The sequence below is a fragment of the Roseburia sp. OM04-10BH genome (assembly GCF_003462605.1).
Taxonomy (GTDB): domain Bacteria; phylum Bacillota; class Clostridia; order Lachnospirales; family Lachnospiraceae; genus Roseburia_C; species Roseburia_C amylophila.
Map to the genome: position 1 here is coordinate 70,798 of NZ_QTZI01000010.1, position 21,751 is coordinate 92,548.

The 21,751-nt window shown below is 41.2% G+C and carries 17 protein-coding genes; 3 read left to right on the forward strand and 14 right to left on the reverse strand.

Translation table 11 applies throughout. The features are described from left to right. Positions 1-94 precede the first annotated feature (94 nt). The 7 genes from DXB43_RS10945 to DXB43_RS15500 all read right to left on the reverse strand — a co-directional run bounded on the left by DXB43_RS10945 (position 95) and on the right by DXB43_RS15500 (position 10,897). Positions 95-2,569 carry a glycogen/starch/alpha-glucan phosphorylase gene (locus tag DXB43_RS10945; RefSeq protein WP_117947566.1) on the reverse strand — a complete coding sequence of 825 codons (2,475 nt, stop codon included), beginning with the start codon at positions 2,567-2,569 and terminating at the stop codon, positions 95-97. A gap of 88 nt (positions 2,570-2,657) precedes the next feature. After that, complete coding sequence (gene ileS, locus DXB43_RS10950) at positions 2,658-5,816, reverse strand: isoleucine--tRNA ligase (RefSeq protein ID WP_117947567.1); 3,159 nt, start codon at positions 5,814-5,816, stop codon at positions 2,658-2,660. 649 nt (positions 5,817-6,465) lie between these two features. After that, entirely contained in the window at positions 6,466-7,491 is a 1,026-nt protein-coding gene (locus DXB43_RS10955; protein ID WP_117841706.1) for a branched-chain amino acid aminotransferase, read from the reverse strand. A 120-nt stretch (positions 7,492-7,611) separates the two neighbouring features. Next, positions 7,612-8,799 (reverse strand): ABC transporter permease, encoded by a 1,188-nt coding sequence (locus tag DXB43_RS10960; RefSeq protein ID WP_117947568.1) that lies wholly within the window; start codon positions 8,797-8,799, stop codon positions 7,612-7,614. Then, positions 8,796-9,572 (reverse strand): ABC transporter ATP-binding protein, encoded by a 777-nt coding sequence (locus DXB43_RS10965; RefSeq protein WP_117699085.1) that lies wholly within the window; start codon positions 9,570-9,572, stop codon positions 8,796-8,798. Before DXB43_RS10965 ends, DXB43_RS10960 begins: the two co-directional genes overlap by 4 nt. A gap of 183 nt (positions 9,573-9,755) precedes the next feature. Continuing rightward, positions 9,756-10,304, reverse strand: coding sequence for a DUF4190 domain-containing protein (locus DXB43_RS10970; protein WP_117947569.1), 549 nt, complete (start codon positions 10,302-10,304; stop codon positions 9,756-9,758). A gap of 20 nt (positions 10,305-10,324) precedes the next feature. Next, positions 10,325-10,897 carry a DUF4190 domain-containing protein gene (locus DXB43_RS15500; RefSeq protein WP_243006677.1) on the reverse strand — a complete coding sequence of 191 codons (573 nt, stop codon included), beginning with the start codon at positions 10,895-10,897 and terminating at the stop codon, positions 10,325-10,327. Positions 10,898-11,160: 263 nt separating this feature from the next. On the opposite strand from DXB43_RS15500, the gene DXB43_RS10980 reads away from it, so the two are divergent. Continuing rightward, positions 11,161-12,609 (forward strand): nicotinate phosphoribosyltransferase, encoded by a 1,449-nt coding sequence (locus tag DXB43_RS10980; RefSeq protein ID WP_117947570.1) that lies wholly within the window; start codon positions 11,161-11,163, stop codon positions 12,607-12,609. Between the two features lie 218 nt (positions 12,610-12,827). On the opposite strand, the gene DXB43_RS10985 is transcribed toward DXB43_RS10980, so the two are convergent. The 5 genes from DXB43_RS10985 to DXB43_RS11005 all read right to left on the reverse strand — a co-directional run bounded on the left by DXB43_RS10985 (position 12,828) and on the right by DXB43_RS11005 (position 17,986). Then, positions 12,828-13,844, reverse strand: a complete 1,017-nt coding sequence (locus tag DXB43_RS10985; protein WP_117947571.1) for a glycosyltransferase family 2 protein — start codon at positions 13,842-13,844, stop codon at positions 12,828-12,830. Between the two features lie 30 nt (positions 13,845-13,874). Continuing rightward, on the reverse strand, positions 13,875-15,020 hold the full coding sequence (gene glf / locus DXB43_RS10990; RefSeq protein ID WP_022243429.1) for a UDP-galactopyranose mutase: 1,146 nt from the start codon (positions 15,018-15,020) through the stop codon (positions 13,875-13,877). Between the two features lie 346 nt (positions 15,021-15,366). Continuing rightward, positions 15,367-16,455 carry an A/G-specific adenine glycosylase gene (gene mutY, locus DXB43_RS10995; protein ID WP_022243430.1) on the reverse strand — a complete coding sequence of 363 codons (1,089 nt, stop codon included), beginning with the start codon at positions 16,453-16,455 and terminating at the stop codon, positions 15,367-15,369. Positions 16,456-16,507: 52 nt separating this feature from the next. Further along, on the reverse strand, positions 16,508-16,702 hold the full coding sequence (locus tag DXB43_RS11000; protein ID WP_117947572.1) for a hypothetical protein: 195 nt from the start codon (positions 16,700-16,702) through the stop codon (positions 16,508-16,510). Between the two features lie 114 nt (positions 16,703-16,816). Beyond that, a complete protein-coding gene (locus tag DXB43_RS11005; protein WP_117947603.1) occupies positions 16,817-17,986 on the reverse strand; it encodes a pyridoxal phosphate-dependent aminotransferase in 1,170 nt (389 codons plus the stop codon). Between the two features lie 691 nt (positions 17,987-18,677). On the opposite strand from DXB43_RS11005, the gene DXB43_RS11010 reads away from it, so the two are divergent. Together DXB43_RS11010 and proC are read left to right on the forward strand one after the other, a co-directional pair. Then, positions 18,678-19,472 (forward strand): enoyl-CoA hydratase-related protein, encoded by a 795-nt coding sequence (locus DXB43_RS11010; RefSeq protein ID WP_022243431.1) that lies wholly within the window; start codon positions 18,678-18,680, stop codon positions 19,470-19,472. A gap of 81 nt (positions 19,473-19,553) precedes the next feature. Beyond that, entirely contained in the window at positions 19,554-20,372 is an 819-nt protein-coding gene (gene proC / locus DXB43_RS11015) for a pyrroline-5-carboxylate reductase (RefSeq protein ID WP_117947573.1), read from the forward strand. 94 nt (positions 20,373-20,466) lie between these two features. Here the strand turns inward: proC and DXB43_RS11020 are convergent, their stop codons facing one another. Both DXB43_RS11020 and DXB43_RS11025 read right to left on the reverse strand, forming a co-directional pair. Next, entirely contained in the window at positions 20,467-20,850 is a 384-nt protein-coding gene (locus tag DXB43_RS11020) for a hypothetical protein (RefSeq protein ID WP_117947574.1), read from the reverse strand. Between the two features lie 18 nt (positions 20,851-20,868). After that, positions 20,869-21,627, reverse strand: a complete 759-nt coding sequence (locus tag DXB43_RS11025) for an adaptor protein MecA (protein ID WP_117947575.1) — start codon at positions 21,625-21,627, stop codon at positions 20,869-20,871. Positions 21,628-21,751 lie beyond the last annotated feature (124 nt).

Sequence of the window (21,751 nt, forward strand, 5' to 3'; positions counted from 1 at the left end):
GAGCAGAATTGATTTGCTTGAACAGAAAAAGACAGCCGCCCTGCCGGGCTGCTGCCTCTTTCTGTTTTTATGCTTATGCTCTTATTTCTTAATTTTATTCTGCTTTTTCATCTACTGTAACAGTGATTTTGTTCAGGTGCCAGATATCATCCACATATTCCTGAATCGTACGGTCAGATGAGAATTTGCCGGAAGCTGCAATATTTAAGATTGCTTTTCTAGCCCATTCTTTTTCATCTGCATATGCAGCATTAATCTTCTTCTGTGCTTCCACATAAGAACGGAAGTCTGCCAGAATAAAGTAAGTATCTGCGTACTGTGTGCACTGTGTATTCAGCAGTGAGTTGTAAAGGTCACGGAACAATTCCGGATCATTTGGTGAATAAAATCCGTTGATTAACTGCATCAGAACTTTACGGACATCCTGATCATTGTTGAAAATCTGCATTGGGTCATAATCGCGTTTCTGCTCATGAGCAATCACTTCGTCAGAGCTCATACCGAAGATAAACATGTTTTCTTTGCCGACTTCTTCTGCCATCTCAACATTTGCACCATCCATGGTTCCGATAGTAAGCGCTCCATTCAGCATGAACTTCATATTACCGGTTCCGGAAGCTTCCTTACTTGCAGTAGAAATCTGCTCGCTGACATCTGCTGCTGCAAAAATAATCTCTGCATTGGATACCTTGTAGTCTTCGATAAATACAACCTTAATCTTTCCGTTGATAGACTTATCATTGTTGATGACATCTGCAACAGAGTTGATTAATTTGATGGTAAGTTTTGCATTGCGGTAGCCTGCTGCTGCTTTTGCTCCGAAAATGAAAGTTCTTGGAATGAATTCCATATCCGGATGCTCTTTTAATTCATTGTAAAGATACATTACATGAAGAATATTTAAGAGCTGGCGTTTGTACTCATGCAGACGTTTTACCTGTACATCAAAGATAGAACGAGGATTTACTTCAATTCCGTTGTGTTCTTCGATATAAGATGCAAGACGCAGCTTATTCTGGTATTTGATATTTAAGAATTCCTGCTGAACCTTTTCATCATCTGCATAGAACTCTAATCTCTTGATGCGGGAAAGGTCTGTAATCCAGTCTTTTCCAACATATTTGGTTACCCAGTCTGCAAGTAATGGATCACCATGCATTAAGAAACGACGCTGTGTAATACCATTGGTCTTATTATTAAATTTCTCCGGGAACATCTCGTAGAAATCTTTTAATTCCTGTTTCTTAAGGATTTCTGTATGAAGTGCTGCTACACCATTTACAGAATATCCTGCACAGATTGCCAGATGAGCCATTTTTACCTGACCATCATATACAATTGCCATCTTCTCAACCTTGTGGTTGTCTCCAGGATATTTCTGCTGGATTTCCAGTACAAAACGACGGTTGATTTCTTCTACAATCTGGTAAATTCTAGGAAGCAGTCTTGAGAAAATCTCGATTGGCCATTTCTCTAATGCTTCTGCCATGATGGTATGGTTGGTATATGCACAACATTTTGTTGTAATATTCCATGCATCATCCCACTCTAAACCTTCTTCATCCAGTAAGATACGCATTAACTCTGCAACTGCTACGGTTGGATGGGTATCATTCATCTGGAATACTGCTTTTTCAGGAAGCATATGGATATCTGGATGATTCTTCTTAAATCTTGCAATAGCACGCTGTAAGCTGGCAGATACAAAGAAGTACTGCTGTTTTAAACGAAGCTCTTTTCCTGCGATATGGTTATCATTCGGATAGAGAACTTCTACTAAGTTCTTTGCAAGGTTCTGCTGTTCGATTGCACGATGATAATCACCTTTATCAAAGGAATCCAGTTCGAAGCATTCCATTGGCTCTGCATCCCAGATCATCAATGTATTTACTACATTATTGTTATAACCTACGATTGGCATATCATAAGGAATTGCTTTTACGGACTGATAGCCTTCCTGTACGAATCTGGTTCTTCCATCTGGCTGTGCCTCTGCACGTACATATCCGCCAAATTTTACTTCGAAATTGTATTCCGGACGTTTTAATTCAAATGGATATCCATTCTGTAACCAGTTATCCGGTTCTTCTACCTGATAACCATTTTCTATTTTCTGACGGAACATTCCATAATGGTAACGGATTCCACAACCATATGCCGGATATCCCAGAGTTGCCAAAGATTCCATAAAGCAGGCAGCAAGTCTTCCCAGTCCACCATTTCCAAGCGCCGGGTCTGGCTCCTGATCCTCTATGGCATTTAAGTTGATTCCCATTTCCTCTAAAGCTTCTTTCACTTCATTGTATACCGTTAAGTTAATCAGGTTATTGCCTAATGCACGGCCCATTAAGAACTCCATGGACATATAGTATACAATCTTTGGATCTGCTTTATCAAATTCCTGCTGGGTTGCAAGCCACTGGTCAATGATTACATCTTTTACAACGTAGGATACTGCCTGGAAAATTTCCTGCTCGCTTGCTTCATCCATTGTCTTACGATAGAGGTATTTTACGTTCTCAACTACCTCTTTTTTGAAGGTTTCCTTTTCAAACATTTTGCTTTTCATAATGTTCTCCTTTTGTTTCGATTCCGGTGTTTTTTGTGCAAAAAGGGAGCAAGCCACTGTCGGCTCCGCTCCCTTATCTTTATTCTGCTTATTTCTTTTCCACGCCAAGCACAACCGTTTCACCATTAATGTTCCATTCTTTCTGATATCCGCTCACCGTATCAGCCACAACACTCTCAGCCAGAACTTCTTTTGCAATTTCATCTCCATATTTTGCGAAGATGTCTTTTACTTTCTGATCTGCCTTATAAGAAACAGTAATTTTATCCATTACTTCAAATCCTGCTTCCTTACGCATTGTCTGGATTTTGCTGATTAATTCTCTTACCATTCCTTCCTCTAAAAGTTCCGGAGTAAGGTTCGTATCAAGAACTACGGTCACTTCATTATCACCTTCTGTCATGTAACCTTCCTGCTGTGTCATGGTGATAAGTAAATCCTCTTCATATAATACAACTTCGTCGCTTATACTGTCAAGTTTCAGTGCACCTGTGCTCTTAAGCTCAGCCATTGCCTTGTTGCCGTCTAATTCTGCAAGTGCTTTCTGAATCTGACCTAAATATTTACCGAATTTCGGTCCAACGGTACGAAGCTGTGGTTTGAAGGTATAGCTAGTATATGCACTGACATCCTCTGTAAATGTCACTTTCTTTACATTCAGCTCATCTTCGATAATCTCTGTAAAGTATTCGGATAATTCAAATGGTGCTTTTACAAACATATTTCCAATCGGCTGACGGTTCTTGATATTTGCAGTATTTCTGCAGGCACGGCCCATAACAACGATTTTCAATACTTCGTCCATATTTTTCTCTAATTCACTGTCTATCCAGCTCTCGTTTGCCACCGGATAGTCGCAAAGATGGATGCTTTCCGGCGCACTCTTGTCGATGCTGCATACCAGGTTCTGGTAAATTTCTTCTGTCATGAAAGGAATCATCGGCGCTGCTACCTTGCATACAGTTACCAGTGCAGTATAAAGAGTCATATATGCATTGATTTTATCCTGCTCCATGCCCTTTGCCCAGAAACGCTCACGACAACGTCTTACATACCAGTTACTCATCTCATCTACAAATTCATCCAGTGCTCTTGCAGCTTCCGGAATACGATAATTACCCAGATTATTATCTACAGTCTTAATCAGTGTATTGAGTTTGGAGAGAAGCCATTTATCCATAACGGAAAGTTTCTCATAATCCAGTGTATATTTGGTTGCATCAAATTCATCAATATTTGCATACAACACGAAGAATGCATAAGTATTCCAAAGTGTTCCAAGGAATTTACGCTGTCCTTCCTGTACTGCCTTTCCATGGAAACGGTTTGGCAGCCATGGTGCAGAATTGATGTAGAAATACCAGCGGATTGCATCTGCTCCGTAAGTCTCTAATGCATCAAACGGGTCAACGGCATTTCCTTTGGACTTACTCATCTTCTGTCCATTTTCATCCTGTACATGTCCCAATACGATAACATTTTCATATGGTGCTTTATTAAATAATAAGGTAGACTCTGCCATCAGGGAATAGAACCATCCACGGGTCTGGTCTACTGCCTCGGAAATAAACTGTGCAGGGAACTGCTGTTTAAAGAGGTCTTCATTTTCAAATGGATAATGATGCTGTGCAAATGGCATTGCTCCTGAGTCAAACCAGCAGTCAATTACTTCCGGTACACGATGCATTTCGCCGCCACAATCCGGGCACTTGAAGGTTACTGCATCAATGTATGGACGATGTAATTCTACTTTGGCATCATCCGGGTTACCACTGCGCTCTGCTAATTCTGCACGGCTTCCGATACACTCCTGATGTCCACAGGAACACTCCCATACAGGAAGCGGAGTTCCCCAGTAACGGTTACGGGAAATACCCCAGTCCTGAATATTTTCAAGCCAGTCACCGAAACGTCCTTTTCCGATAGATTCCGGAATCCAGTTTACGGTATTGTTATTGCGGATCAAATCCTCTTTTACAGCGGTCATCTTAATGAACCAGGATTCTCTTGCATAGTAAATCAGCGGAGTATCACAACGCCAGCAGTGTGGATATTCATGTTCAAATTTTGGTGCATCAAAGAGCAGTCCTTTTTCTTCCAGGTCTTTTAATACCATTGGGTCTGCTTTCTTTACAAATACACCGGCATATGGAGTTTCTTTGGTAAGTTCTCCTTTTCCGTCTACTAACTGGACAAATGGAAGGTCATATCTACGGCCAACCTGGGCATCGTCTTCACCAAATGCAGGTGCGATGTGAACGATACCGGTACCATCTGTCATGGTTACATAAGTATCACAGGTTACATAGTAGCCTTTCTTATGCTGTTTCTCACAGATTTCCTTTGCGCAGTCAAATAATGGCTCATATTCCTTGTACTCTAATGACTTTCCTGGGAAAGTATCCAATACTTCATATGCTTTTACGCCATTTTCTTCATCCGCAAATTTGCCAAGTACCTTATCTAACAGTGCTTCTGCCATATAATAAGTATATCCGTCAGCAGCTTTTACTTTACAGTAAGTCTCGTCCGGGTTTACACAAAGTGCAACGTTAGATGGAAGTGTCCATGGAGTTGTGGTCCATGCCAGGAAATATGCATCTTCTCCGATTACTTTGAATCTTACGATTGCGGAACGTTCTTTTACCGTCTTATATCCCTGTGCTACTTCCTGGGAAGAAAGCGGAGTTCCACATCTCGGGCAGTAAGGAACAATCTTGAAACCTTTGTATAACAGCTTCTTATCCCAGATTTTCTTAAGAGCCCACCACTCAGATTCAATGAAATTATCATCATAGGTTACATATGGGTTATCCATATCAGCCCAGAATCCAACGGTTCCTGAAAAATCTTCCCACATTCCTTTGTATTTCCATACGGATTCTTTACATTTCTTGATGAATGGCTCCATACCATATTCTTCAATCTGCTCTTTTCCGTTTAATCCTAAAAGCTTTTCTACTTCCAGCTCTACCGGAAGTCCATGGGTATCCCATCCGGCTTTACGTGGGACATATTTGCCCTTCATGGTCTGGTATCTTGGAATCATATCCTTGATAACACGGGTTAATACATGACCGATATGTGGCTTACCATTTGCAGTTGGCGGTCCATCATAGAAAGTATAGGTCTCGCCTTCTTTCCGGTTCTCCATACTTTTCTTAAAAATGTCATTTTCTTTCCAGAATTTTACGGTCTGTTTTTCTCTGTCCACAAAATTCAGATTTGGGGAAACTTTTTCGTACATGTTAGTCCTCCTTTAAAATTTTCAGTTTCTCGCTAGCCGCGTAAAAAAGAATGTGCCTTGGCACATTCTCGCGCCTGCGGCGATCGCTTGCGACATCTACCTTATACACCGCAGTGTGCATCCTCGCGGAGCGTTTTTTACTTTACTGGAAAGCAATTTCCTGTAAAGTAAAAAAGGCGCCGTCCTGTAATAAGGACGCGCGCCTGTCGTTTCTAACCACCTTGTTACAACATACTTGAAGCTTTCTGCTTCGCATATACGTTCCCATAACGGGGGAAATCCGTCAGTTTCTACTAACGCAACTTTGCCTGTTCGAACTGCAACTTGGAAGTGATTTTCATTTTCCATTTACTCATGCCGGTTTCCACCTGCCCCGGCTCTCTTTGACTTTCCATGGAAAACTACTCTCTTCGTCATCGTCTTTTTATATTCTTAATAAGTATAGAACCTGTATTTTTAAATGTCAATTCCTATTTTCAAATTTTCTATATCTAAAGATGCTACTACCGAGAGCTTCTTACAGATTTCTGGCAGCTTCTTACAAATACTGAACAACACAAAACGAGGCGGCATCCTTCCGGATACCGCCTCTCGTTTATGTAGGAAACCCGCAATGAGTGTTTCTTATATTTCATTTACAATATGTCTCTTACAGGATTCTCTTAATCCATCCTTCCGGAGCTTCAATACGTCCCATCTGGATTCCGGTCAGAGTATCATAAAGTTTCTTTGTTACAGGTCCCATTTCTTCCATTCCACTTGGAATTAAGATTTCTTTGCCGTGGTCAACAATCTTTCCGATTGGAGAAATAACTGCTGCTGTTCCGCAAAGTCCTGCCTCTGCGAAGTCTTTTACTTCATCGAAGTATACTTCTCTGTGTTCTACTTTCATTCCAAGATAATGTTCTGCAACATATACCAGTGAACGACGTGTAATGGATGGCAGAATAGAATCTGACTTCGGTGTAACCAGTTTATTATCCTTGGTAACGAAGATGAAGTTTGCTCCACCTGTCTCTTCTACCTTAGTTCTTGTCTTAGGGTCTAAGTACATATTCTCATCAAATCCGTCTGCATGTGCAGTTACGATTGCATGAAGACTCATTGCGTAATTCAGACCAGCTTTGATATTACCGGTTCCGCAAGGTGCTGCACGGTCATAGTCACTGACACGGATGGTAATTGGCTTTGCGCCACCCTTGAAATATGGTCCTACCGGTGTACAGAACATACGGAACTGATATTCATCCGCTGGTTTTACACCGATTACAGGATTTGTTCCCATCATGTATGGTCTGATGTAAAGTGTTGCACCGGAACCATATGGTGGAACATATGCTGCATTTGCTTCTACTACCTTCTGTACTGCATCTACAAAACGCTCTTCCGGGAATACCGGCATTTCCAGTCTGCGTGCTGAATCTGCAAGACGGCTTGCATTTAAGTCAGGTCGGAAAGTAACGATATGTCCATCCTCTGTTGTATATGCTTTCAATCCTTCAAATACGGTCTGTGCATACTGGAATACACCCGCGCATTCATTCAATACAATATCTGCATCATCGGTTAAAGCTCCCTCATCCCATGCTCCGTTTTTGAAATTTGATACATATCTCTTATCGGTCTTTACATAACCGAATCCAAGATTAGACCAGTCTAAGTCCTTCTTTTCCATAATAACATCCTCCATTCATTTGTCGCAAATAGATGTTATAACCTGGTGTTATAGCTTTCTATTGTTCTATGTTTTTTCATTATTTTAGTCCTATAAAAGCTATTTGTCTAGTATTTTTTTCTAGGAATACATAATTTTCTCACTGCCAAACATTTTCGCCAGTACCACTGATAAAATACCGGTATAAATAAGGTTGCTGACAAGACATGCCACAATATTGATTCCGCTGTAGGAGAAATCAAAAATTCCGGTCATGCCCTGCACACTGTTATAGAAAGGAATCAGATACCAGTAAAATTCCTTCGGTGCTCCGCTTCCAAGCATGGATGTAACGGAAATTACCATTACCACAACCATCAGCGGCATAATCATAGAACCGGCTTCCTTTACCGTCTTTGCAAATGCTGAAATTACAGCTAATGCTCCAACCAGTACCAATACTGTGGTAAGAATCACCAGCAATAAAAGGATATAATCGGTGACGCTGTATACGCTGGCATCCATTGCATTGGATTCTGTTCCCATTAATTTTGGAAGGGATAACATGGTACCCACAAAACTGGAAATTCCACTTAAAAGTCCGATAATACCAAGGCTGATGATTTTTCCCATGGCAAGCTGCCCACGTTTCATCGGTGTTACCAATAAAGTAGCAATGGTTCCTCTCTCCTTTTCCCCTGCTATGGATTCCGGTGCAATTGCCATACATCCTGAGAAAAGGAATATCATAAGCAGCATTGGAAGCATCATGGAGAAAATCTGTCCGGTGCTGTCTTCCTTGCTGGCAAGGTCATATTCTTCGTCACCGCTGTTGACATCGAACTTATTTGCCATAGAAGCTTCATATCCATCTAATACAGAAGCCATAATCTGATAACATGCCGTGGATTCGGTATCTGCGGAATTATAATATAAGGCTACCTGCGGAGCCGGTGTGGTAGCAGTCATGCTGTCATATGCCAGTACATCTGATTCAAAATTTTCCGGAAATACCATCAGCATTTCCGCATCTTTATCGGTTACCGCCTGTTTCATATCCTCTTCGCTGACACCATCCCGGTCTAAATATTCCACATTGATGTCACTGCCTTTTATCATGGCTGCAACCGTGGATGGCATATTTTCTGCATAAATACGATAGGTATAATCCTCATCTGCTTCAAATCTGGAGGTCAGTCCGCTGCCCATGAAGCTGTACATGATATAAATCATTAAGCCCGGCATCAAAATCGTAGTAAATACCATTCTCTTATCCCCGAAGAAGCGGGCAAGTTCTTTCTTTATAATTGTTATAAGATTGTTTCTCATTCTGCTTCACCTACCGTTTCTTCATAGATTTCAAAGAATCTGTCTTCTAATGATTTGCCATTTTTCACTGCCTCTAATGTATCGCAGATAATCATTTCTCCCTTGATGATAATTCCGACTCTGTCACAGATTTTCTCAATCAGGCTGAAAATGTGGGTAGAAACGATGATGCTCTTTCCTTCTTTCTTAAGCTCTAACAGGAAATCCGTTACTACTTTGGCTGTCAGAACATCAAGTCCGTTGGTCGGTTCATCAAAGATAATGATTTCCGGGTCATGGACTAAGGAAATAACCAAAGAAACCTTCTGTTTCATACCGGTAGACATATCCTTTACTTTCACTTCTGCAAACTGTGTGATGCCGAAGCGGTCAAAAAGTCTCTTCTTTCTTTCATCCCGGACAGCCGGCTCTACTCCGTATAAATCCGAAAAGAAATTATATAAATAATTTGGTGTAAAAAAGCCCTCTAATTTCAGTTCACTGGTCAGAAAGCCAATCTTGCCACGTACTTCTTCCGGTGCATTAACAATACTGCTGCCATCTAAAACAGCATCTCCGGAATCCGGTTTAATCAGTGTTGCCAGCATACGAAGTGTGGTTGTCTTTCCGGCTCCGTTTGGTCCAAGCAGTCCAAACACCTCTCCCCGATAAGAAGTAAATGATAAATCATGCACTGCAATTCGCTTCTTCTCATTGGTTTTCTCAATCTTTTGTTGTTTCTGGGATAATGTAAAGGTCTTATTGAGACCCTTTACCTTCATAATCTCCTCCATAACTTCTCCTTTCAGTTATTGTCTTGATTGTACTATTGTATTATTACACTTGTGTATCTGTGCGTCAAGCACTATTTTTTTCAACGGTTAGTGCTTTCCTTTTACTTTCCGGTATTTCCAGGTAAATGAAGCAAAAAGCACTGAACAGATTTGATTCTCCATTCAATGCTTCTTATGTTCTTCTTAAAAATTTTCAAAATTATGCTGCAGATAATCCTCTAAATCCTGATAGTCATCCGGTGCTTTCATTTCACCATCAAACTGATATTCATAACGTCTTAGGAATTCATCCGGCCCACTGGTTCTGCCTGCTGCATGAATAATCAAAAGCCAGTACGTTACAAATGCAAGTATACCAACTACAGCTGTTACAATACCTGCAACTGCCATTCCAGGGTTCTGTTTTTGTTTCACCAGATGTATAATTCCAAAAACAATTGCCAGAATTGCAGTTATAATATTGATTCCGGTGCAAAATAATACCAGTGAAATCAGCCCCAACACCATGGATGCAACTGCGAAACCTTTTCCCGGCTCCTCTTTCCGGTTATCTGCCGGACGCTGATTGTAATTCGGCGGGTACGGATTCCCATACTGCGGATTCTGGTTCTGATTCGGCGGGTATGGATTCCCATACTGCGGATTCTGATTTTGATTCAACGGGTATGGATTCCCATACTGCGGATTCTGATTTTGATTCAACGAATATGGATTCCTGTTATCTGGATACATTCTGCTTCACCAATTCCTTTTTAATAATAGTAGCTATATTCCAAAGAACTTAATGATACTGCACCAACGATGCACAGGATAAGTACCAGCACCAGAAGTGCAATGGTAATAATACTGCAGACAATACCTGCTGTTGCCATTGGTGAATGCTCGTTTTTCTTATTATAAAGAATACCAAGGATTAATCCTACAATTGCACAAGGAAGTCCTACAATCCAGAAACAGATTGCCGGGATGGATATAATTCCCAGTACCATGGATGCAATTGCCATTCCTTTTCCGGATGAAGCCGGCTGGTTGTAACCATACTGTGTCTGGTCGAAGCTTCCATATGCCTGCTGCTGTGGCTGCTGATAAGTTCCATATCCCTGCTGGGACTGGTCATAACCATAGTTCTGCTGTGCATACTGCTGATTCTGGTTATAAGCCTGCTGGTCATAATTCTGCTGTGGCTGTTCATATGCCTGCTGTGGCTGGCTATATGTCTGCTGTGGCTGGCTATATGTCTGCTGCGGCTGGCTATACGCCTGCTGTGGCTGGCTATATGTCTGCTCATTCGTTCCATTTTCAGTGTTGAAATTTTCTTCACTCATTATAATACATCCTCCATTAGTATAAAATATTTTCTCCCATTTATTGTAGCAAATGCCTACCTCCATTACAAGAAAAATAAGTGAAATCATAAAATTTTTATAAACTTTTTCTCATATATTTTATCATAAACTTTGCAAATCCGGAAAAAATGGTTATAATGAAGCATATTTATACTCATTACTTGCTTTTTTGTAAGTAAAAGTCTATAATTCATCTGACAAGACACCTGTATTTACAGATGTAAAAGAAAGGAATATCACATATGAGTACATTAAATTTGACATTGTTGACTGATCTTTATGAGATGACAATGATGCAGGGATACTTTAAAACCGGCAACCGTGATGTGGCTGTTTTTGACGCTTTTTACCGCACCAATCCATGTGATGGCGGTTATGCAGTCTGCGCGGGATTAGACCAGATGATTGACTATATCAAGAATCTTCATTTTGACGAAGAGGATATTTCCTATTTAAGAAGTTTATCCATCTTTGATGAAGACTTTTTAACTTATTTAAGTAACTTTAAATTCTCCGGTGATATCTATGCAATTCCGGAAGGAACTCTGATTTTTCCAAGAGAGCCTCTTGTAAAAGTGGTTGCTCCGATTATGGAAGCCCAGTTAATCGAAACTGCAGTCTTAAATATCATCAACCACCAGAGCCTGATTGCCACCAAGGCTGCCCGCGTATGCTACGCTGCCCAGGGTGATGGCGTCATGGAATTTGGGTTAAGACGCGCCCAGGGTCCTGATTCCGGAACCTACGGCGCCAGAGCTGCTGTTATCGGCGGCTGTAAAGGTACTTCCAACGTCCTTGCCGGTCAGATGTTTGACGTCCCGGTGCTTGGAACCCACGCCCATAGCTGGATTATGAGTTTTCCGGATGAATATACCGCCTTTAAGAAATATGCAAAGCTTTATCCATCTGCCTGCATCCTTCTTGTCGATACCTATGATACTTTAAAATCCGGTATGCCAAATGCCATCAAGGTATTTAAAGAAATGAGAGATGCCGGCATTCCGCTTACCTACTACGGAATCCGTATGGACAGTGGCGACCTTGCTTATCTTTCCAAGAAAGTCCGCAAAATGTTAGATGATGCCGGATTCCCGGACGCAGTTATCTCCGCTTCCAATGATCTGGATGAGTATCTGATTGAAAGCTTAAAGATTCAGGGGGCTACCATTACTTCCTGGGGTGTTGGAACCAACTTAATTACTTCCAAAGACAATCCTGCTTTCGGTGGTGTATACAAGCTGGCTGCTATCCAGAATGAAGCCGGTGAATTCATTCCAAAGATTAAGCTTTCCGAAAATGTGGAAAAAGTTACAAATCCTGGCAATAAAAATGTTTATCGTATTTATGATAAAGAAACCGGTAAGATTAAGGCTGACCTTATCTGTCTGGTGGGCGAAGTCTTTGATGAATCCAAGGACATGAAGCTCTTTGACCCGAACGCCCCATGGAAGAAAACAACTCTTCCTGGTGGAAGCTATACACTGCGTGAACTTCTTGTTCCGGTTTTCCAGAAGGGCGAATGTGTTTACGAATCTCCAAGTGTTATGGATATTCAGCGTTACTGCACCAGAGAAAAAGATACCATCTGGGATGAGACAAAACGTTTCGTAAATCCACAGGAAATCTACGTTGATTTATCCGACAAATTATATGAAATGAAAACTGCTCTCTTAAATAAAGAACATATGTAACTCGCAACTACGAGAAACACGCTTTGCGAGTTTCTCGAGTTATCGCGGTGCTCGTCAAATCTGCATGCAAGCATGCGATTTTTCTCGCTACTCGCGTAAAAAAAGAAACCTCCTTTACCGTTTTCCCGGCATAAGGTGGTTTCTTTATATAAGTAATAACGCCCTCTGTTGTTTTTCTTTTCTACAGCATACACTCGTTTATTCACATTTTTTTCAGCTTAGTTGAATCCCACAATCTTCTGGGTCAGCTTATAAGCTGCAACAGAAATCTTTCTTCCACTCTTACCCGGGAGATTCATGGACTGTCCTAAAATTCCCCTTCTTAAATGATGGAAAAGACGAAGGTCATAACCTTTGATATAAGACCAAAGTTCCCGTTTCTTCATGAGATTTTCTTCTGTCTCGGAACGCAGGCAAAGTACTGTCGATACTACAGTAATAATTTCAAGGTAATTAAACATATATTTTCTTAATTTAGGGTTTGCAATTTTCCACAAATTCACTTCTTCTATCATCAGTTTATTTACCTTAATCTGCTGATCAATTCTTCCAATCATAACCTTTTCATTAACAGACTGGTCTTCCCTTCCGATAAAATAACGATAGAAATCCACATTCATATAATACATGGTCTTTACATATGGCAACGGATTGTATACAAAAAGATTATCCACATAGAAGGTGTGTCTTGGCAGCTCAAGTCCGCAATCCTTTAATAACTGGGTACGGTAAATAACAGAATGCATCAGAATATAATGCCCCTTGCTGATATGCCTTACATCAGACCATGTAAAGACTTCATTTTCCGGGAACATTCTGGTATATTTCATTACTTTTTTATGGTCTGCGCCCTGCTTCTCATATACGAAATTGCTGATAAACATATCAAGAGTAGTACTTCCGCCCACAAGTTCCCGTAATTTAGCAAGAATCTTGTGATAGCTCTCTTCATCTACCCAGTCATCACTGTCTACTACTTTAAAATACAGTCCGGTTGCATTGGCAATACCGGTATTTACAGCTGCACCGTGTCCACCATTTTCCTGATGGATTGCCTTAATAATAGTAGGATATTTCTTCTGATAACGGTCAGCAATCTCTGCTGTTGCATCCTTTGAGCCGTCATCTACGATTAAAATCTCCACATCATCTCCACCTGTTAGCAGTGTTTCAATACAATGTTCCATATAATCCTGTGAATTGTAACATGGAATGGTTACTGATAATAATTTCATTCTTTTTCTCCAATCGTTTTTCGAAACATTTTATTTTAAAAGTTCTTTGGTAAGTTCTAATGCTTTCTCTGTCATGGCATCAATATTATAATATTTGTATTCTGCCAGTCTTCCCAAAAGATGCATGTTCGGATATTTTCCGGTCAGTGCTTTATATTTTTCATATAATGACTGATTTTCTTCATTTAAAATGGCATAATAAGGAATCTCTCCTTCTGCTCCACTGTATGCAAATGGATATTCCTTTACAATCGTGGTTCCATCTGCCTGCTGCCCGGTCAGATACTTAAACTCCGTAATTCTGGTATAATCCTCGCTTACCGTATAATTTACAACACTGTGTCCCTGATAATCCGGTTTGTCATAATATTCAAAATCAAAGCGGAGGGAACGATATGGCAGCCTTCCATAACAGCATGCAAACAACTCATCCAGTGCTCCGGTATAAATGACATTTCCTTCGAATTTCTTTCCATCAAAATAAATGCCGTCCTCTGTAAATTTCAGTACCTCTCCGGCATCTACACCAGTCCTCACCTCAATATCCGGATGGTCTAACATCTTTTCGAACATTGCGGTATAACCTTCCTTTGGCATACCCTGATATTTATCCTGGAAATATCTGTTATCATAAGAAATCAGCACCGGCACACGTCCTGTTACTTCCGGGCTTATCTCCTCTGGTTTCTGTCCCCACTGCTTCATCGTATAATAAAGGAAAACATTTTCGTATACATAATCCGCAATCTTCCGGATATCTGCATCTTCATTTTCCCGTAATTTCATAATTGGAACCCGGCTTCCCTCTCCGTATGCGGCAATCAGCTTCTGCTCTAACCGGTCTGCCTGCTCTTTCCCATAAACCATATGTAAAGTATTCAGGTTAAATGGTACCGGAATCAGTGTCCCATGCACATTTGCTACTACCTCATGACCAAAGAAATACCAGTCTGTAAATCTTGACAGATACTGATATACTTCTTCCTTATTTGTATGAAAAATATGTGGACCATATTCATGTATTACAATTCCATGGTCATCCGGTCTGTCATAACAGTTTCCTGCAATATGATTTCTCCGTTCCAATAAAAGAACCTTCTGCTTTCCTTCTTCTGCCAGCTTTCTTGCTGCCACACTGCCGGCGATTCCGGCTCCGATTACAATGCTGTCGTACATTTCTGTTCTCCTTCCCCCTTGGTAATCCTCATTCAATTATACACATTTGTCATTTGTTTTCCAATTCATTTTTTCTTAGGATTTCTTTAAGGCACTTCGTTTACAATTTATTCATATTTTATTTACAGCCTTCTAACAATCCGGGCATATTGTTTTCACATTCTGCTTTTATACTATAACTAAGCTGAGAAAGAAAAAAGCGATAATTTTATTTTTTCATAGACCTTGCAGCTGATGCAAGGTTCCTCCCAAAAAATAGTGTTTTTAACACTTACCATAAAAAATCTTTTTCATATGAAAGGCCGGTGATAATCACCGGCTCCCTCTTTTTTCTATGGCTTTTCTGCTATTCTTCCTTATATCTGTCATTTCCAAGACGAATGTTCATATATCCCGTGTATCTGGAAAATGCTGCCGGAATCGGATACTGTTCTTCCGTTTCTTTCACATCCACAAAGAGCATATTCTGATACTCCTGCTCCGTCTCATCAATCTGCACTGCATATCCTGTCATATGCCATTCAATATGGGAAAAAATATGCCTGCTGTCTTCTAATTTTTTCAAACGAATCGGTGACAACCCCATTTTCTTAAGATAGGTAATAACTTCCTCTTCCTTAAGATGCCCTTCCACATTTGGAAATTCATAGAGTCCAGCTAAAAGTCCCTTGTTGGCCCGTTTATGCAAAAGAACCTTATCCTCTGCCTTTATAACAAGAACTGTTCTGTCCTCTATCCTTCTTGCCTTCGCCTTGCTCTTTACCGGAAGTTCTCTCCAGCGTCCGCTCTTTTGTGCCCGGCAGACTTCTTTCCAAGGACATGCTTCACATAAAGGTGCACCATTCGGCAGACATACCGTTGCACCAAGCTCCATCAGTGCCTGGTTAAAAGCTCCCGCCCTGTTTTCCGGCATAATTTCCAATAAATCCTTCTCCATTGCCGTCCGCACAGATGCTTTCATGATATCCGCATCATCCTCTGTTACCCGGGATATGACACGGAGCACATTTCCATCCACCGCCGGTACCGGAATGCCAAATGCGATAGATGCGATGGCTCCTGCCGTATAATGACCAATTCCTTTCAACTTTGTCAGTGCCTCATAATCTGCCGGAAGCTCTCCATGATAATTCTCCATGACCGTCTGTGCTGCAATCTGCATATTTCTCACCCGGTTGTAGTATCCAAGTCCTTCCCAGAGTTTCAAAAGCTTCTCCTCCGGGCAGTCTGAAAGTGCTGCCACATCCGGCAGCTCCTTTAAAAACCGGTCAAAATATGGTTTTACCGCTTCCACTCTGGTCTGCTGCAGCATAATTTCAGACACCCACACCCGGTATGGGGTCGGCTCATTGCGCCAGGGCAACACTCTGGCATGGTCTTTAAACCAATTTAATAATGGTTCTATCAGGGTTGTCAGGTCAAATGGTTCTCTCATGGTTCCTCTTTCTAATTCTATTTCTGTTTCGTGGGTGCAGGGTTGTACGTTGCTATCGATAGTTTGAACCGAGCATATCCCGGCAGTCCGTTAAGTTCTGATGCCACATAAAGCCGATAAGTGGCACTAAGAATTTCGAAGGGATACAGCCTTCGCTGGCAACCGGTGCAAATTCACATCCATGTTCACATGCACCTCGCTGGCACATCCCTGTGCCAGCGTTGCCGGATGCCGGACGAAATTCCAATTGCCACTAACCGCCTTTATCAGGCATCCTTATTTAACGGACTGTCCGGGTATCTTATCAACAATACCATCTACTCACGTAAATCAAATGCATCACATAATAATTTTCCAATTATTAGAACTGTGCTACGAATTCAGCAATTTTCTCCAGACAGGCACGAATGACATCCTGCGAATATGCATAGGAGCATCGTACAAAGCCTTCTCCGCATGTACCGAAGGCATTTCCCGGGATAACGGCTACCTTCTGTTCCTGCAACAGGCGGTTACAGAATTCTTCACTGGTAAATCCTGTTTTTCGAATGTCCGGAAATACATAGAATGCGCCTTCCGGTTCTGCTACGGCTAATCCCATCTTACGGAATCCCTCTACCATCAGTGTTCTTCTGGCATCATACTCTTCCCGCATGACTGCAATCTCTTCATCTCTCACCGGACTGGTCAATGCTTCCAATGCCGCATACTGGCTGGTGGTTCCTGCTGACATAGTTGTAAACTGATGTATTTTATTCATATGGAAAATAACATCCTTTGGTCCTGCTGCAATTCCCATACGCCATCCGGTCATGGCAAATGCTTTGGAAAATCCGTTTAATACAACGCAGCGCTCATACATACCCGGAAGGGATGCGATGGAAACATGTTTCTTTCCATAGGTTAATTCTGCATAGATTTCATCGGTAATCACGAACAAATCATGTTCCTTTACCACTTCTGCGATTGCCTCTAAATCTTCCTTTTCCATAATGGCTCCGGTCGGATTGTTCGGATAGGAAATCAGTAAGACTTTGGATTTCTCCGTTATCTTTTCCTCTAACTGTTCTCTGGTCAGACGGAATTTATTCTCCGCTCTTAATTTTAATGATACCGGAACACCGCCACATAATTCAATACATGGAATATAGGAAACGTAGGAAGGTTCTGCCACTAAGACTTCCTCCCCCGGATTCACCAGTGTCCGAAGAGCTAAATCAATTCCTTCGCTGGCTCCCATGGTAATCAGTATTTCGTCCTGTTTATCATAATGCAAATCAAATTTTGTCAGGTAATCCGCTGCCGCTGCACGCAGCTCTACGGTTCCGCGGTTATCGGTGTATTTGGTATCCCCCTTTTTTATAGAAGCAATTGCTGCCTCTCTTACATGCTCCGGTGTCGGGAAATCCGGTTCGCCTACACCCAGTGAAAGTGCACCTTCCATGGTATTTGCCACATCAAAGAAATCCTTGATTCCGGAATCCGGCATATCCTGTACGATTTTTGATAAGTATGATTTTGTATCTTTCATTTTCATTGACCTCTCTTTGTACAAGTCCTGTCATGTAATTACGCAATTATTTTTTAGAAGCAGTGGTTTTCGAATTTTAAGCAGCTTTTCTATAGTCTTTTTAGAAATCAGAATGCTACAATTCTAAAAAAGTGCTTTTTTCTCTTGGGATAGTGCCTGTTTTTCCAATGTTTGACAGTATGCCTTCTGCGGTTCGCCTGATTACGGATATCATTTAGGTGCCTTGCTAGCAGCTCTTGGCATTTCTTTTGTTAACTGGCAATCCTGGCACATGGATGTGCCAGGAAGGCGCATTGGAGCACGGATGTGACTATGCGCCGGTTGCCGGAAAAACAGCTTTATAAGCAGAAATGCCTAGAGCTGCTTAAAGGTGCCTTAGATATCCGTAACAGACGGACCACAAAAGGCATCCGGTCAAAGCAGGCGGCAAAACAGACAACAATAAGAAAAAAGCACTTTTAAGAATTGTATACATTCTGCTTTCAACAAAAAATCTTATAGAAAAGCTGCTTAAAATTCCAAAAATCCGCTTCCTCACAAAAACCATTGCGTAATCACATGACAAGTCTTTTCCTATTGTAGCACAATCCCTGTAAAATACCAGTTTTTATTGACAAATCCCTCCAAAAGTTATACCATTATAAGTATTGAAACATTGTTAATAATTTATCAATCAGGAGGGTCCTATTTCATGAACAACTTAACTTTAACAGTTGAAAACGAAATTGCAGTTCTTACTATTACTAGACCTGCAGCATTAAACGCATTGAATTCCGAAACATTGGATGAACTGAACACTGTTCTTACCGAAATCGAGGGAAGAGACGATATCAAAGTCGTTATCTTAACCGGTGGTGCTGATAAGAAAGGTAACGAATTCAAATCTTTCGTTGCTGGTGCTGACATCGCTGAGATGGTTAACTTCTCTGCTGCTGAAGCAAGAGCATTCGGTATGAAAGCTTCTGTTCCATTCTTTAAATTAATGAATATGAGACAGGTAACTATTGCTGCTGTTAATGGATTCGCTTTAGGTGGCGGATGCGAAATTTCTATGGCATGTGATATCCGTATTGCTTCTGACAACGCAGTATTCGGACAGCCTGAGTGTGGTCTTGGAATCATCCCAGGATTCGGTGGTACACAGAGACTTGCCCGTCTTGTTGGCATGGGACGTGCAAAAGAAATGATCTTCACCTGCGATAACATCGATGCAAACGAAGCATACCGCATCGGACTTGTAAACAAAGTTGTTGCAAAAGAAGAATTAATGCCAACCGCAAAAGCTATGGCAGAGAAAATTATCTCTAAAGGAAGCTATGCAGTATCTATCGCAAAAGCTGCTATCAACAACGGATATGATATGGATATCAAGAATGCTGTTGAAATGGAAGCTAACCTGTTTGGCGTAACCTGCTCTACCCATGATAAAAAAGAAGGCATGAGTGCTTTCTTAGAGAGAAGAGCCGCTGACTTAACAGATTTCTAATTGAACTTATACTTAGACAATATCAAAGGGGATATTCCAGTAGCATCTGGGATATCCCCTTTCATAAAAGGAGAATGCATCATGTTAGATAAAAAAATTGGTTTTATCGGAAGCGGTAATATGGGTCGTGCCATGATTGGCGGAATTATCTCTTCCGGTCTGGTTCCTGCCAGCCACCTGATTGCCAGTGCGAAAACCCAGGTCACACTGGATACACTTTCTGAGCAGTATGGTATCCGCACCACCTTAGACAATGAGACTGTTGCTGTAGAATCCGATATCATTTTTCTTGCTGTAAAACCATATCTTTATGAAACAGTCATCAAAGAAATCAAAGACAGTGTTACCGATGACAAAATCATAGTTGCCATTGCTGCCGGACAGACCATTTCACGGATTGAATCTTTATTCAGCAAAGATATTAAACTGGTTCGTACCATGCCAAATACACCGGCTATGGTTCAGGAAGCCATGTCTGCCATTACCCCAAATGAGCATATCACAGAAGAAGAATCCAAAATGGTTGTCTCTCTCTTTGAAAGCTTTGGTAAAGCAGAAATTGTACCGGAAAGTCTTATGGATGCCGTAGTCGGAGTCAGCGGTTCCTCACCGGCTTACGTCTATATGTTTATTGAAGCAATGGCTGACGCAGCCGTTAATGACGGAATGCCGCGTGCCCAGGCTTATAAATTTGCTGCCCAGTCCGTTCTTGGTGCAGCTAAAATGGTATTAGAGACCGGTAAACATCCGGGTGAATTAAAGGATGCAGTCTGCTCCCCGGCCGGAACTACCATTGCTGCTGTGGCTAAATTAGAGGAAGGCTCCTTCCGCAGCACCGTAATTGCTGCCCAGAATGCCTGCTCTGAAAAATCCCGTGCCATGAGCAAACTCTCCGATTGATATTAAAGACATATAAGAAACCCCGGAAGAACTAATTTTCATACAATCGTTCTTCCGGGGTCTTTTCTATCTTTACTGTTTATTTTACCTGCTTTTATAAATCTTTAAGCACATCATCATAAAGGGCATCTAACATTTCCTTCAACTGCTTTTCAATGGTATCAAAATAAATTTCTGCTGTATCGTTGTCAAATTCCATCTCATTGCCGATTTCCATCACAATGTCAAGGATTCCGCTGTTCAACTCATCAATTGCATTTTCCACAATCTCTTCAAAAGTGCAGTAGGCATCGCCTGTCATATGCACAATAAAATCTTTCTTATCTAGCTTTCCACGGAATTTGTATTCATCGGTAAAAAGGCTCCATCCATCTCCGGCTGCCTCCCGCATCTCATTCCGAATGGATTTATAATCCAGTGGGACATAGTTCTGCTTAAAAAATTCTTCAAAAGATGCTTTATCTTTATATTCTTCCATTCCAATTCCTCTGTCTGTCTAAATTTCCTGTAAATGTTCTAACGCCTGCTCCGGCAAAATGCATTTTCCATGCTCCATAATATATGCCCGGGTCGGTCCATGCGCATAAATATCATCTGCAAATTCCAAAGAAGCACTTAAAAGACGACAAAGCTGTTTATCACTAAGTTCTCCCTTCTCAAGCAAAAGATAATAAGCATCCTCCCTGGTCAGATAATAAAGACTGCTCTTCATCGGCAGTTCCAGACGGACGCCCTTGGCATAAAAAATTGCACGTTCCATGCTTGCAAAGCAAAGCTGATAAAAATTCCGGTCTTTTAGTGTAAAGCCACCGGTAGACTGTTTCTTATCTGTGCTTTCTTCTGCCTTGGAATCTGACTGCTCCGGCTGTATTTCTGCAATGCCTTCATCCGTATGATTCTGATTTGCCAGCTCTTTCGACGTCTGTTTCAGCTTTTCAATATCAGGAGCATTCTTAACCAGACTTTCTACTGCAGACTTCAGATTTTCCAACATATTGCTGATGCCAAGCTCCGGCTTCTCCGAAAAAGTAAGTGCCAGCGTATGCTCCGGCAGTACTGCAACCTGAATGGTAATATTTCCACCCTGTACTTTATATCCGACCTCTTCTTCCGCCATGGAAATAATCTTACGCAGAAACGATTCTGTTCTTCCGTCATTCTGCAGAAAATCATCTACTTCCAGCCCATTTTCCATTAATTCTTCTTCTGAAATAATACAGCGCACCGTATCCACATCGATTCTTTTAAATCTCATAAACAATCACCTGCCATTATTCTCGCTGCGTTTTCCCTTATTTGTAACCTTACTATACACTAAAAGCCCTTTCTTTTCAACCGGAAAGCTTTTATAATATAGGTATCCAAGGTATTAAGCCCAT

What these genes read in the sequence shown, in the direction of transcription:
- DXB43_RS11020 (WP_117947574.1), bottom strand. Translation starts at nt 20,850, where the DNA reads ATGGAAGAATATAAAGATAAAGCATCTTTTGAAGAATTTTTTAAGCAG.
- proC (WP_117947573.1), top strand. Translation starts at nt 19,554, where the DNA reads ATGTTAGATAAAAAAATTGGTTTTATCGGAAGCGGTAATATGGGTCGT.
- DXB43_RS11025 (WP_117947575.1), bottom strand. Translation starts at nt 21,627, where the DNA reads ATGAGATTTAAAAGAATCGATGTGGATACGGTGCGCTGTATTATTTCA.
- DXB43_RS10945 (WP_117947566.1), bottom strand. Translation starts at nt 2,569, where the DNA reads ATGAAAAGCAAAATGTTTGAAAAGGAAACCTTCAAAAAAGAGGTAGTT.
- DXB43_RS10960 (WP_117947568.1), bottom strand. Translation starts at nt 8,799, where the DNA reads ATGAGAAACAATCTTATAACAATTATAAAGAAAGAACTTGCCCGCTTC.
- mutY (WP_022243430.1), bottom strand. Translation starts at nt 16,455, where the DNA reads ATGAGAGAACCATTTGACCTGACAACCCTGATAGAACCATTATTAAAT.
- DXB43_RS10970 (WP_117947569.1), bottom strand. Translation starts at nt 10,304, where the DNA reads ATGTATCCAGATAACAGGAATCCATATTCGTTGAATCAAAATCAGAAT.
- DXB43_RS15500 (WP_243006677.1), bottom strand. Translation starts at nt 10,897, where the DNA reads ATGAGTGAAGAAAATTTCAACACTGAAAATGGAACGAATGAGCAGACA.
- DXB43_RS10980 (WP_117947570.1), top strand. Translation starts at nt 11,161, where the DNA reads ATGAGTACATTAAATTTGACATTGTTGACTGATCTTTATGAGATGACA.
- DXB43_RS11005 (WP_117947603.1), bottom strand. Translation starts at nt 17,986, where the DNA reads ATGAAAGATACAAAATCATACTTATCAAAAATCGTACAGGATATGCCG.
- DXB43_RS10965 (WP_117699085.1), bottom strand. Translation starts at nt 9,572, where the DNA reads ATGGAGGAGATTATGAAGGTAAAGGGTCTCAATAAGACCTTTACATTA.
- ileS (WP_117947567.1), bottom strand. Translation starts at nt 5,816, where the DNA reads ATGTACGAAAAAGTTTCCCCAAATCTGAATTTTGTGGACAGAGAAAAA.
- DXB43_RS10955 (WP_117841706.1), bottom strand. Translation starts at nt 7,491, where the DNA reads ATGGAAAAGAAGGACTTAGACTGGTCTAATCTTGGATTCGGTTATGTA.
- glf (WP_022243429.1), bottom strand. Translation starts at nt 15,020, where the DNA reads ATGTACGACAGCATTGTAATCGGAGCCGGAATCGCCGGCAGTGTGGCA.
- DXB43_RS10985 (WP_117947571.1), bottom strand. Translation starts at nt 13,844, where the DNA reads ATGAAATTATTATCAGTAACCATTCCATGTTACAATTCACAGGATTAT.
- DXB43_RS11010 (WP_022243431.1), top strand. Translation starts at nt 18,678, where the DNA reads ATGAACAACTTAACTTTAACAGTTGAAAACGAAATTGCAGTTCTTACT.